At 61.6% G+C, this 12,383-nt stretch carries 13 protein-coding genes; 5 read left to right on the top strand and 8 right to left on the bottom strand.

The annotated features are described in order from the left end of the window. Nucleotides 1–129: 129 nt before the first annotated feature. A complete protein-coding gene (gene acnA / locus E9677_RS20750) occupies nt 130–2,823 on the bottom strand; it encodes an aconitate hydratase AcnA (protein WP_136559953.1) in 2,694 nt (897 codons plus the stop codon). Nucleotides 2,824–3,096: 273 nt separating this feature from the next. On the opposite strand from acnA, the gene ccmA reads away from it, so the two are divergent. The 5 genes from ccmA to E9677_RS20725 are packed head-to-tail and all read left to right on the top strand — an operon-like array spanning nt 3,097 to nt 5,990. After that, entirely contained in the window at nt 3,097–3,744 is a 648-nt protein-coding gene (gene ccmA / locus E9677_RS20745) for a heme ABC exporter ATP-binding protein CcmA (RefSeq protein WP_136560054.1), read from the top strand. Continuing rightward, on the top strand, nt 3,741–4,400 hold the full coding sequence (gene ccmB, locus E9677_RS20740) for a heme exporter protein CcmB (protein WP_136559952.1): 660 nt from the start codon (nt 3,741–3,743) through the stop codon (nt 4,398–4,400). Before ccmA ends, ccmB begins: the two co-directional genes overlap by 4 nt. 59 nt (nt 4,401–4,459) lie before the next feature. Continuing rightward, nucleotides 4,460–5,227 carry a heme ABC transporter permease gene (locus E9677_RS20735; RefSeq protein WP_136559951.1) on the top strand — a complete coding sequence of 256 codons (768 nt, stop codon included), beginning with the start codon at nt 4,460–4,462 and terminating at the stop codon, nt 5,225–5,227. Next, a complete protein-coding gene (ccmD, locus tag E9677_RS20730; protein ID WP_136559950.1) occupies nt 5,224–5,403 on the top strand; it encodes a heme exporter protein CcmD in 180 nt (59 codons plus the stop codon). Before E9677_RS20735 ends, ccmD begins: the two co-directional genes overlap by 4 nt. Continuing rightward, complete coding sequence (locus tag E9677_RS20725; RefSeq protein WP_136559949.1) at nt 5,400–5,990, top strand: DsbE family thiol:disulfide interchange protein; 591 nt, start codon at nt 5,400–5,402, stop codon at nt 5,988–5,990. The genes ccmD and E9677_RS20725 overlap by 4 nt, the downstream gene beginning before the upstream one ends. A gap of 3 nt (nt 5,991–5,993) precedes the next feature. On the opposite strand, the gene E9677_RS20720 is transcribed toward E9677_RS20725, so the two are convergent. The 7 genes from E9677_RS20720 to E9677_RS20690 all read right to left on the bottom strand — a co-directional run bounded on the left by E9677_RS20720 (nt 5,994) and on the right by E9677_RS20690 (nt 12,383). After that, nucleotides 5,994–6,584 (bottom strand): DUF2585 domain-containing protein, encoded by a 591-nt coding sequence (locus tag E9677_RS20720; RefSeq protein ID WP_136559948.1) that lies wholly within the window; start codon nt 6,582–6,584, stop codon nt 5,994–5,996. Further along, nucleotides 6,581–7,222, bottom strand: coding sequence for a septation protein A (locus E9677_RS20715; RefSeq protein ID WP_136559947.1), 642 nt, complete (start codon nt 7,220–7,222; stop codon nt 6,581–6,583). Before E9677_RS20715 ends, E9677_RS20720 begins: the two co-directional genes overlap by 4 nt. Before the next feature lie 27 nt (nt 7,223–7,249). Then, nucleotides 7,250–8,701 carry a signal recognition particle-docking protein FtsY gene (gene ftsY, locus E9677_RS20710; RefSeq protein ID WP_136559946.1) on the bottom strand — a complete coding sequence of 484 codons (1,452 nt, stop codon included), beginning with the start codon at nt 8,699–8,701 and terminating at the stop codon, nt 7,250–7,252. A gap of 18 nt (nt 8,702–8,719) precedes the next feature. Beyond that, nucleotides 8,720–10,012, bottom strand: a complete 1,293-nt coding sequence (gene mtaB, locus E9677_RS20705; RefSeq protein ID WP_136559945.1) for a tRNA (N(6)-L-threonylcarbamoyladenosine(37)-C(2))-methylthiotransferase MtaB — start codon at nt 10,010–10,012, stop codon at nt 8,720–8,722. Beyond that, nucleotides 10,009–10,917 (bottom strand): diaminopimelate epimerase, encoded by a 909-nt coding sequence (gene dapF, locus E9677_RS20700; protein ID WP_136559944.1) that lies wholly within the window; start codon nt 10,915–10,917, stop codon nt 10,009–10,011. The genes mtaB and dapF overlap by 4 nt, the downstream gene beginning before the upstream one ends. A gap of 87 nt (nt 10,918–11,004) precedes the next feature. After that, on the bottom strand, nt 11,005–11,610 hold the full coding sequence (locus E9677_RS20695) for a thiamine phosphate synthase (protein ID WP_136559943.1): 606 nt from the start codon (nt 11,608–11,610) through the stop codon (nt 11,005–11,007). Next, nucleotides 11,607–12,383, bottom strand: a complete 777-nt coding sequence (locus E9677_RS20690; RefSeq protein WP_136559942.1) for a thiazole synthase — start codon at nt 12,381–12,383, stop codon at nt 11,607–11,609. The genes E9677_RS20695 and E9677_RS20690 overlap by 4 nt, the downstream gene beginning before the upstream one ends.

The following is a 12,383-nucleotide window of genomic DNA, read 5'->3' as shown; positions in this document are numbered from 1 at the left end:
ACTGATACCCTCTCCGCCCTTGAGCGCAAAGTCACGATGGGGTGAAATTTTGGTCAACGGTCCAATTCCTGCAGCAACGAAAAAAGCCGCCGGGCGACCGGCGGCTTTTCATCTGTTGTGTTGGACCTATCAGGCCGCGAGATCGCGTAGAACGGTCTGCAAGATGCCACCATTGTTCATGTAGGTGACCTCATCGAGCGTATCGATGCGGCAGAGCAGCGGTACGTCCTTCACGGTGCCGTCGGAGTAGGTGATCTTGGCGATCTTCTTCTCGCGCGGCTTGATCTCGCCTTCGAGACCCTCGATCGTGACGATTTCGTCGCCCTTGAGGTTCAGCGAAGCCCAGGTGGTGCCTTCCTCGAAGGTGAAGGGCACGATGCCCATGCCAACGAGGTTCGAGCGGTGAATACGCTCGAAGGACTGCGCGACCACGGCCTTGACGCCGAGCAGGTTGGTGCCCTTGGCAGCCCAGTCGCGTGACGAACCGTTGCCGTATTCGACGCCAGCGAAGATGACGAGCGGAACGCCTTCTGCCTTGTAGGCCATCGCCGCATCGTAGATCGACAGCTCTTCCTTGGACGGATAGTGGATGGTGTAGCCACCTTCCTTGCCGTTCGGGCCGAGCATGTGATTGCGAATGCGGATGTTGGCGAAGGTGCCGCGCATCATGACTTCATGATTGCCGCGCCGCGTGCCGTACTGGTTGAAGTCCGCCACACCGACGCCGTTGTCGGTCAGGTAGGCACCTGCCGGAGACGCTGCCTTGATCGAACCGGCCGGAGAGATGTGGTCGGTGGTGATCTTGTCGCCGAAGAGACCAAGGACGCGGGCGCCGTTGATGTTCTTCAGGCCCGAACCAGTCTTGCCCATTCCAACGAAGTATGGCGGGTTCTGCACATAGGTCGACTTGTCGTCCCATGCATAGGTCTGACCGGCGGGGACCTGAACGGCCTGCCAGTTCTCGTCGCCCTTGAAGACATCGGCATACTTCGATTCGTACAGTTCGCGCGTGACGTATTTCAGGATGAATTCCTGGATCTCGTGCGACGTCGGCCAGATGTCCTTGAGGAACACCGGGTTGCCGTCCTGGTCTTCACCGAGCGGCTCGGTCGTCAAGTCCTTCTGGACCGTGCCGGCGAGTGCGTAGGCGACGACCAGCGGCGGCGATGCCAGGTAGTTGGCCTGGACGTCAGGCGAGATGCGGCCTTCGAAGTTACGGTTGCCCGACAGTACGCCGGCTGTGATCAGGCCCTTGTCGTTGATCGTCTTGGAGATCGGTGCCGGCAGCGGGCCGGAATTGCCGATGCAGGTGGTGCAGCCGAAGCCGACGAGGTTGAAGCCCAGAGCATCAAGCGAGGTCTGCAGTCCAGACTTAGCCAGATATTCGCCGACGACCTGCGATCCCGGTGCCAGCGAGGTCTTGACCCACGGCTTGGACTTCAGGCCCTTGGCAACGGCGTTGCGGGCGAGGAGGCCGGCCGCAATCAGCACGCTCGGGTTCGAGGTGTTGGTGCAAGACGTGATGGCGGCAATGGCCACATCGCCATGGCCCAGGTCGAAGTCCGTGCCTTCAACCGCATAACGGTTCGAGAGCTGGCCGGGCTTCTTGTAGTCGTTTTCCAGCGCGGTTGCGAAGTTCGGCGCGATGGTTTCGAGAGCCAAGCGGCCTTCCGGACGCTTCGGGCCGGCCATGGACGGAACGACGTCGCCGAGGTCTAGTTCGAGCGTATCGGTGAAGACGAGGTCCGAACCGTCGCTGTCGCGCCACATGCCTTGAGCCTTGGAATAGGCTTCGACAAGCGCAATACGCTCCTTGGTGCGGCCCGACATGGTGAGGTAGTTGATGGTTTCGCCGTCAACCGGGAAGAAGCCGCAGGTTGCGCCGTATTCCGGACCCATGTTGCCGATGGTCGCGCGGTCAGCCAGCGTCATCGAGTCAAGGCCGGGGCCGTAGAATTCGACGAACTTGGAAACAACGCCCTTCTTGCGAAGCATCTGTACGACGGTCAGAACGAGGTCTGTTGCGGTGACGCCTTCCTTCACCTTGCCGGTCAGCTTGAAGCCAATGACTTCAGGCAGCAGCATGGATACGGGCTGGCCGAGCATGGCGGCTTCGGCTTCGATACCACCAACACCCCAGCCGAGAACGCCGAGACCGTTGATCATCGTGGTGTGGCTGTCCGTGCCGACGCAGGTGTCGGGATAAGCCGTTGTTTCGCCGTCCTCATCCTTGGTCCAGACGGTCTGGCCGAGGTATTCCAGATTGACCTGGTGACAGATGCCGGTGCCGGGCGGCACGACGCGGAAATTCTTGAATGCCTGCTGGCCCCACTTCAGGAAGCGGTAGCGTTCGCCGTTCCGCTCGTATTCGAGCTCGACGTTGCGGGCAAAGGCCGTCGGCGTGCCGAATTCATCGACGATAACAGAGTGGTCGATGACGAGGTCGACGGGAACGAGCGGGTTGATCTTCTCTGGGTCACCACCGAGATTGACCATGGCGTCGCGCATGGCGGCAAGGTCGACCACGGCTGGAACGCCGGTGAAGTCCTGCATAAGCACGCGGGCCGGGCGGTAGGCGATCTCCGCCTCGGCCAGACCCTTGTTGGTCAACCAAGTCGCGACGGCCTGAATGTCCTTCTTGGAGACCGAGCGGCCATCCTCGTTGCGGAGAAGATTCTCCAACAGGACCTTCATGGAGTAGGGGAGTTTCGACACACCCGTCAGGCCATTCGCTTCGGCCTTCGGGATGCTGTAGTAGACATAGTCCTTGCCGTCGACGGTCAGGACCGACCGGCAATTGAAACTGTCGAGAGATTTAGCCACGGATAGAAACCCCGCATATTCTGATAGCCAACACAATCGTGCGGACGCCTATGCACTTCATGCACATCAGGATGCGGGTACGACCATTTCCGCTGTCCGCACGTGAAAATCGCTCCTCGCGATGTCCAAGTTCGGCACAAGGATGAACTTCACGCCGGCCGCTGGCGTGGTTGCAGGTCTTATAGATAATTTCTAAGAAAGGCGCCAGACCGACGAAGGACGAAATCGGATTTTTTTATGAGGCAGGCCTCATCCTGCCAGAAGGCGACCATGATCAGGCTCGAAGCCGAAAATCTCTCAGCGCGCCGTGGCGACGATCTGATTTTCGTTAATGTTTCCTTTACGTTGGGTCCTGGAGACGCGTTGGTTCTCACTGGGCGGAATGGCTCGGGGAAATCCACATTGTTGCGCGTCCTCGCGGGCCTGCTTCGTCCGGAAACAGGGCGTGCCGTCTGCATTTGCCACAGCGACGACGAAGTGCGCCCGGCGGGTGAGCTCAGCCACTACCTCGGTCATCGCAATGGGATGAAGCGCGAACTCACGGTCGCTGAAAACCTCGTCTTCTGGAAGTTGTTTCTCGGTGACACTGCAGGAGGGCGCAGCCTCGAGGTCGAAGAGGCGGCCGCAGCAGTTGATCTGGCTGACATTACCCATCTCCCCTACGGCTATCTTTCTGCTGGCCAGCAACGACGCTTTGCCATGGCGCGGCTTCTGGTCGCCCACCGGCCGATCTGGATCCTCGACGAGCCGACGGCGGCGCTCGACCGCCGGGCCGATACGATGTTTGAGGAACTCGTGCGTCAGCACCGGCAAGCGGGCGGCATCGTAATTGCAGCCACGCACCAGCCTCTCGGGATGGAGGGCGCCAAAAACCTGGAGATGCTGGGTTTCGATGGCGTGGACGAGGAGTACTCCGCATGATGGCGCTGTTTCTGCGAGACCTGAAGCTCTCCGTCCGGGCCGGTGGCGGCGCGTTGATCGGCGTCTTGTTCTTTACGACCGTGGTCGCCGTCATTCCTTTCGGCGTCGGTCCGGACCTCAACCTTCTGTCGCGTATCGGCCCTGCGATCGTCTGGATCGGTGCACTGCTTTCCGCACTGCTCGGTCTCGACCGTCTCTTCCAGGCGGAGTGTGACGACGGCGCTCTCGATATCTTGCTGATGCAGGAGACACCCCTGGTTCTCACCGTGCTGGTCAAGTGCCTCGCCCATTGGGTCGCGACGGGGCTGCCTCTGGTCATCGCCTCGCCTCTGCTCGGCCTCTTCATGAATATGGATGAAGTCGCTATCGGTGCCGTCATGCTCACCTTGCTGGTCGGATCGCCCGCCATCACCTTCATCGGAGCGGCCGGGGCTGCCGTCGCTGTTGCTTTGCCCCGCGGCGGCCTGCTTGTCTCCATTCTTGTGCTTCCGCTCGCTGTCCCGGTGCTGATTTTCGGGGTCAGCGCTTCCTATGCAGCCGTGGAGGATCCGGCGCCGTTCCTGCCGCCCTTCATGTTTCTGTCGGCGATCACGCTTCTCTTTGCTGTGATCGGGCCCGTCGGTGCGGCTGCGGCCTTGCGCAGCGCGGCAGACTGAGGCATTTCGGCTTGACCAGGATCAATTGCAGGCGGGATTGAGACAGGCTAAAACACAGCATGACCGACAACAGCCTTGCCATCACCAAAATCGGCGACCTCGCCAATCCGACACGCTTCCTCGCGCTGGTCGCGGGGATCCTGCCCTGGTTTGCGGGCATTACGGTGCTGTTTTTTGCCGTCGGGCTCTATCTCGGCTTTGCCTCTGAGACCGATTACCAGCAGGGCGACACGGTGCGCATCATGTACGTGCATGTGCCGGCCGCCTGGCTCTCGATGATGTGTTACTCCGTGATGGCACTGTCGGCGATCGGGACGCTGGTCTGGCGGCATCCGCTCGCCGATGTCAGCCACAAGGCTGCAGCCCCTCTGGGCGCTGCCTTCACGCTGATCGCGCTCGTCACCGGCTCGCTCTGGGGCAAGCCGATGTGGGGCACCTGGTGGGTCTGGGATGCGCGTCTCACGTCCGTCTTCGTGCTGTTTCTGATGTATCTCGGGCTAATCGCGCTCAACCGCGCCATGGACGATCCGTCGAAGGCAGCAAGGCTCAGCTCGGTTCTCATCCTTGTCGGATTCGTCAACATTCCGATCATCAAGTTCTCGGTTGACTGGTGGAACACACTGCACCAGCCGGCAAGCGTGGTGCGGCTCGACGGACCGACCATCGACCCGGAATTCCTCTGGCCGCTGCTGATCATGGCGCTGGCATTCACCATGCTGTTCTTCACGTTGCATCTGATGGCGATGCGCAACGAAATCTGGCGTCGTCGCGTCGGTACGCAGCGCCGTTTGGCCGCGCGCCAGGCCGGCCGGGAGCATGCGGCATGAGCCACGCATTCTACGTTATCGGGTCCTATGCGCTGACGGCCGCTATCTGTCTTGCCTTGACCGTCTGGGTGTATCTCGACGGTCGCGCACGCCAGGCCGAACTCAGGACGCTTGAGGCCCAAGGCATTCGCCGACGATCGGCGTCGACCTCTTCCGGTGAGGATGTCGGCACATGACGCAGCAGACCGAAAGCGAAGCCGCTACCGGCAAAGGACGCGGGCGGTATTTGATCGCAGCGTTGCCGCTCCTGCTGTTTGCGGGGCTTGCGGCCGTCTTCATGACCCAGCTGCAATCCGGTCGCGACGTGTCCGAAATCCCCTCGGCATTGCTCGGCACCAAGGCGCCCACGCTTCAACTCGAGGGTCTCGACGGTTCGGAGCGTCCAGCGCTCACCACGGCTGAAATCACCGGGAAGCTCACCCTGGTCAATATCTTCGCTTCCTGGTGCGTGCCCTGCCGGCAGGAGCATCCCATGCTGCTCGAACTCTCGAAGGATCCGCGGGTCAATGTCGTCGGCATCAACTACAAGGACCGCAACGACAATGCGCTGCGGTTCCTGGGCGAACTCGGCAATCCCTATTCGGCGATCGGGGTCGATCCGAACGGCAAGGCTGCGATCGACTGGGGTGTCTATGGTATCCCGGAAAGCTATCTCGTCGGCCCGGACGGCACCATCCTGTACAAGAAGGTTGGGCCGTTCGATCCGGAAAGCTTCGAAACGCAGCTGATGCCGGCTATCGAGAAAGCGTTGCAGGGCTCCTGAGCGTCAGAGCGCTGCCTGCCACGTCTTTACGGCTTCGATCGGCCAGACCAACATCACGACATTCAGGGTGAGATTGTCGCGGATGATGACAGCCGTCAGAACCTCGAACGCGATTGCGATCGCCACGGTCAACCAGATCGGCGCGCGTGCGGCGAAGAAGAAGCCGGCGATCATGGCCACCATGTCCATGCCGGAATTCAGGATGCTGTCGCCCGTATAGCCAACCGCCATTGTGGCTGTCCGATAGCGATCGATCACAATCGGTGAGTTTTCCAGGATCTCCCACACAGCTTCGATCAGCGCTGCAAGAGCAAGCTTGGCGGTGATCGGCTTCTTGCGCATGAGCAGCCAGCCGAGGCCGTAGAACAGGAAGCCATGGATGATGTGCGACGGCGTGTACCAGTCGAACAGATGCTGGGAGTTGCCGGGCGTGTTCACGCCGGCTTCAAAGAGCTTCACATAGCCGCATTCGCAGATCCACAGACGGCCCATGATATATTGCGACAACACCTGGATCAGGATGATGACCAAAGTCACAGTCAGCCAGAAGCGTGTGGTTGAGCTGTCGTCCGTCCGATTGGTTACATCGGTCATTTGACTTCCTTGTCTTCCAACGAGTGCTTCATGATCAGTGGCATCTGGGCCAGCGTGAACAGGATCGTGATGGGCATCGTGCCCCAGACCTTGAAATTTACCCAGACGTCATCGGAGAAATTGCGCCAGACAACTTCGTTGAGCACCGCCAGGAAGAGGAAGAAGATGCCCCAGCGCAGCGTCAGCTTGCGCCAGCCTTCAGCGTCGAGCTGGAAGGCAGCGTTGAAGACGTAACCCAGAAGCGAGGTGCCGAAGGCCAGGCCCCCGAGTAGAACGACGCCGAAGAGCGTGTTGACGATGGTTGGCTTCATCTTGATGAAGGTGTCGTCCTGCAGCCAGATCGACAGGCCGCCGAAGACCATGACGACGATACCCGAGACGAAGGGCATGACCGGCAGGTGCTTGAAGACGATCTTGGAGATGACAAGCGAAAGTACGGTTGCGACCATGAAGAGGGCGGTGGCGATCAGAAGCGGGCCGCCAATCGCGGTCAGTGCCGGAAAGGTCTTTGCCAGCCATTCGCCGCGCAGGTTTCCGAAGAAGAAGATCAAGAGTGGCCCGAGTTCCAATGCCATCTTCAGCACCGGGTTCTGCTTCTCGGCCTTGGAGGCGTGGGTATCGGTTGATGTATCCGACATGGTCTGGTTTCCTAGAGTTTCCGGCGCTCAGCGCGCGATGCCGGCGATGGCGCTGGCGAAATCTTCCGCCTCGAAGGGCTCGAGGTCGTCGATTCCTTCGCCGACGCCGATGAAATAGACGGGCAGCTTGTGCTTGGCGGCGATGGCAACGAGGATGCCGCCGCGGGCCGTGCCGTCGAGTTTGGTCATGATCAGGCCGTTGACCCCCGCAATATTGCGGAAGATCTCGACCTGCTGAAGCGCATTCTGACCCGTGGTCGCGTCGAGCGTCTGAAGAACGGTGTGCGGCGCATCAGGATCGAGCTTGCCGAGAACGCGGACGATCTTTTCGAGTTCCGCCATCAGTTCGGTCTTGTTCTGCAGGCGGCCGGCGGTGTCGATGATCAGGACATCGGATTTCTCGGCCTTGGCCCGTTCGAAGGCCTCGTAGGCGAGGCCGGCTGCATCTGCGCCGAGCTTGGTGCCGATGAAAGTCGAGCCGGTCCGGTCAGCCCAGATCTTCAGCTGCTCGATGGCAGCCGCACGGAATGTGTCGCCGGCGGCGAGCATGACCTTCAGGCCAGAGCCCGCGAGCTTGGCCGCGAGCTTGCCGATCGTCGTCGTCTTGCCGGTGCCATTGACACCGACGACCAGGATGACATGCGGCTTGTGGCTGAGATCAAGGGCCAGCGGTTTTGCCACCGGCTTCAGCACCTTGACGATTTCGGTCGCCATGATCTTGGTGACGTCCTCGCCGGTCACATCCTTGCCGTAGCGTTCGGAGGCGAGCGTGTCTGTGATACGGAGTGCCGTTTCGACGCCGAGGTCCGCCTGGATCAACAGGTCTTCAAGTTCCTCCAGCGTCTCGTCGTCGAGCTTGCGCTTGGTGAAGAGCGCGGTAATCTGGCCCGTCAGCTGCGAGGAGGTGCGGAAGAGGCCGGCGGTCAGTCGCTGAAACCAGCTTTGTTTGACCTGCGGAGCCGCAGCCACCGGCTGGACCGGCAAATTTTCGGCAGTGGCGAACCCCTTGGGCAGGGCGGTTGGGGCGCGTGTTTCCGCTGGCTCAGCGGCATCAACCATGACACCCTGCGATACATCGGCGGGCTGGATCGGATTTTCATGGAAGATCGGCGTCGGGGCATCGACCGACTCGGGATTATCGACAATGTCGTCCTGGTCGACGGACTCTTCCGCCTGCAGAAGCTCCAGCGGCACCATGTCGAGATCGACAGCACTTACGATCGTCGATTCAGATTCACCAGGCTCACCTTGGTCTTCTTCGAGATCAGGTGCCGGCCCCCCAGCCGTGTCCATTTCCTCAGGAAGGACTGGATCGTCAGCCAACGGCAAATCTGCCAGAAGGTCGTCAGATACGCTTCCTGCCGGGGCCTCGGATTCGATCTTTGCCACCGACGTTTTGTCTTCAACGGCATCGGGCGCCGTCTGAGCAGGCCTCTCCTTGCCGAAGGTGAAGACTTTTTTGATGAAGCCGAGGGCCATACTCACTCTATCCGTCTGTCAGGCAGCCACACTTGCCGCTGCCGCTGAAATCGTCAGATGACGGCCGGTATGGCCGCCGATCGAAACCTCGACGAAGCTTCCAGGTTTCATGCCCGGTGTCGCAACGAGGGTAAAGTCTTCCGTATGCGCCATTTCGTTGCGCTCGACCAGCAGCTTCTGGCGGGTGCCGACACGCGAAGCGAGATGCACAGCTTGCAATCGTTCAGCAACTGCCCGCAGGTCTGCCGCCCGTGCTTTGACCAATGCCCGGTCGAGCTGTGGCATACGGGCTGCCGGCGTGCCGGGGCGTGGGCTGTAGGGGAAGACATGCAGATGCGCGATGCCGATCTCCTCGGCGAGGCGTGCCGAATTCCCGGCCATCTCCGCAGTCTCCGTCGGGAAACCGGCGATCATGTCGGCGCCAAAGGCAAAGCCGGGGCGCAGGCGCCGGACCTGCTCGGCAAAGGCAATCGCATCGGCCCGGGAGTGGCGACGCTTCATGCGCTTCAGGATCATGTCGTCTCCATGCTGCAGCGACAGATGCAGATGCGGCATAAAACGCGGCTCATCGGCGATCAGGTCGAAGAGATGGCTGTCCGCCTCGATGCTGTCGATCGAGGAGAGGCGGAGGCGCAGGATCTCCGGCACCTGTTTCATCAGTGTCTTGGCGAGAAGGCCGAGCGTCGGATTGCCGGGGAGATCCGCGCCATAGCTCGTCGCATCCACCCCGGTCAGCACCACTTCGCGATAGCCGTTTTCGACGAGCTTGCGTGCCTGCTCGACGACGGCGCCCATCGGCACGGAGCGTGAATTGCCGCGGCCATAGGGGATGATGCAGAAGGTGCAGCGGTGGTCGCAGCCGTTCTGTACCTGCAGGAAGCCACGCACATGGCCGTCGATATGCGCCACCATCTGCGGTGCCGTCTCGGTCACGCTCATGATGTCGTTGACGGCAACCTTCTCTTCCGCAGAGACGCCGAAATCCGGCAGGCGGCGATAGTGCTCGGCCTTGAGCTTCTCCTCATTGCCAAGAACGGCGTCGACCTCGGGCATCGCCGCGAAACTTAGCGCTTCGGTCTGTGCAGCACAGCCGGTGACGATGATACGGGCTTCCGGGTTTTCCCGGCGTGCCCGGCGGATTGCCTGGCGTGCCTGGCGCACGGCTTCCGAGGTGACCGCACAGGTGTTGACGAGGATGGCATTATCGAGGCCGGCCTTGGCGGCCTCCGCCTTCATGACTTCGGACTCATAGGTGTTCAGGCGACAGCCGAAGGTGATGACCTCGACGGCGCCTTGTCGCGTGGAGGTCACGGGGTGGCAGCCTCTGCATCGATGCGCACATCGCGTTGCCAGCTGCCGGTGGCCGGATCCACCATGCCCGACCATTCCCATTCGGCGGGACCGGTCATCACAACCTTGTCGTCTGGGCGCCAGTCGATGGTCAGCGTGCCGCGATTGGGGCTCGACGCGACCGTGATCGTCACCTTGCGCTCGGTGCGGCCGGTGCGAGCGGCGGAGACACCAGCGGCGCAGGCAGCCGAACCGCAGGCGAGCGTCAGGCCGGCGCCGCGTTCCCAGGTGCGTGTTACCATTGATGTCTTCGAGGTGACCTGGGCCAGCGTGATATTGGCCTTTTCCGGGAAGATCGGATGGTTTTCGAGGAGAGGACCGAAGCGTTCCAGATCATAGGTCATGGGATCACGATCGACCCAGAACACCGCATGCGGATTGCCCATCGACATGGCCGAGGGCGAATGCAGGATCGGCGCGTCGATCGGGCCGATCTGCAGCTCGATGCGGCTGGTGTCGTGGAATTCTTCCGAGAGCGGGATCTTGTCCCAGGCAAAGACGGGCTTGCCCATGTCGACGGAGATCGTGCCGTCCGCATGCTCGACGGCGTTCAGAATGCCGGCAATGGTCTGGAAGGTGAAGCTCTTGCGGCCGGTTTCGCTGGCAAGCGCCTGAACCACGCAGCGGGTGCCGTTGCCGCATGCCTGGGCCTTCGAGCCATCGCAGTTCAGGATGTCGATATAGGCGTCGGTGCCGTCGACCTTTGGATCATGGATGGCCATAATCTGGTCGAAGGCCGTTGCCGGTTCGGCGGCGAGCGCGACTGCGGCAGCCGGGGTCACGCGGTCGGTGCGACCGCGCATGTCAATGACCAGGATCTTGTTGCCAAGCCCGTTCATCCTAGCGAATTCGACCCGATCCGACATCGTCACTCCATACAACTGCACTTTCAACCTATATGGCGGAAATACAGCCAAATTACCAGTAGAGCGACCAAAACCGCGCAACCGTGGTCAACGCCATGGCTCGGTCACTTCAAGCCATTCCCGGGTTCGCGCCTCGGGATCGGCATGCAAGGTGATGTCCGTCACCACAGCGGCGCTGTCTGCTCCGGCCCCGAACACACCGAGGAGCCGGTCGGGGCGAAGCCCGCCAATGGCGACGAGGGGCAGGGGCCCGATCTTTTCCTTCCACACTGTCAGCCGTTCCAGACCCTGCGGCGCCCAGGGCATCTTCTTCAGGATCGTCGGATAGACGGGGCCGAGGGCGATATAATCAGGCTTGGCGGCGAGCGCCGTTTCGAGCTCCGCCTCGTCGTGCGTCGACAGACCGAGCTTCAGGCCTGCGCTGCGGATCGCTGCGAGATCCGCTGTTGCCAGATCCTCCTGGCCGAGATGGATGAAGTCGCAGCCCTCGTCGATGGCGATCTGCCAGAAGTCGTTGACGATGAGCTGGCAGCCGTGGTCGGCACAGCATTGCCGGGCGCGTCGAACATGCTGGCGAAGCACGCTTTCCTCGGCGTCCTTCATCCGCAGCTGCACCAGCTTGACGCCCAGCGGGACAAGCCGCTCGATCCAGTCGGCGCTGTCGACGATGAGGTAGAAGGGATCGAGCTTCATGCGAAGACCCCCTTTCCGATCACGGGGGTAGATGGCACGGCCATGTCGCGCGGTTCCAGCATGCCTGATTTATGGGCGATGTGTCCTGCCTCGATCGCCTTGGCAAAGGCCTCACCCATCGCGGCCGGATCACCGGCGCTGGCGACGGCTGTGTTCAGCAGCACCGCGTCATAGCCGAGTTCCATCACCGTCGTGGCGTGGGACGGGCGACCGATGCCGGCATCGACGATCAGCGGTGCGTCGGGGAACTCCGCCCGCATGGATTTGAGTGCCGGCAGATTCTGCGGCCCCATGGCGCTGCCGATCGGCGCGCACCAGGGCATCAGCACGCGGCATCCGGCGGCGAGCAGCTTCTCCCCGACCACCAGATCGTCAGTCGTATAGGGAAAAACCTCGAAGCCCTCAGCAACAAGGATCTTCGCCGCTTCCACCAGTTCGAAAACATCCGGCTGCAGCGTGTCGTTGTGGCCGATAACCTCCAGCTTGATCCAGTGGGTGCCAAAGACCTCGCGCGCCATCTTTGCCGTCAGCACCGCTTCGCGGGCGCTGTGGCAGCCGGCGGTGTTGGGCAGAATGTGAACGCCGAGATCGCGGATCAGCTGGAAGAAGGCGCCGCCCGTTTTGCCGCCTGCGGTTTCCCGGCGCAGCGAGACGGTGACGATCTCGGTCTTCGAGCGCCGTACGGCCTCGGCCAGGATCGCGGGCGAGGGGTAGCGCGCGGTGCCGAGCAGGAGACGCGAGATGACGGTCTTGCCATAGAGTTCCAGGGTCAT

It is taken from the genome of Peteryoungia rhizophila, from assembly GCF_004912145.1.
Taxonomy (GTDB): Bacteria; Pseudomonadota; Alphaproteobacteria; order Rhizobiales; family Rhizobiaceae; genus Allorhizobium; species Allorhizobium rhizophilum.
This window is presented reverse-complemented; position numbering and strand designations above follow the sequence as displayed.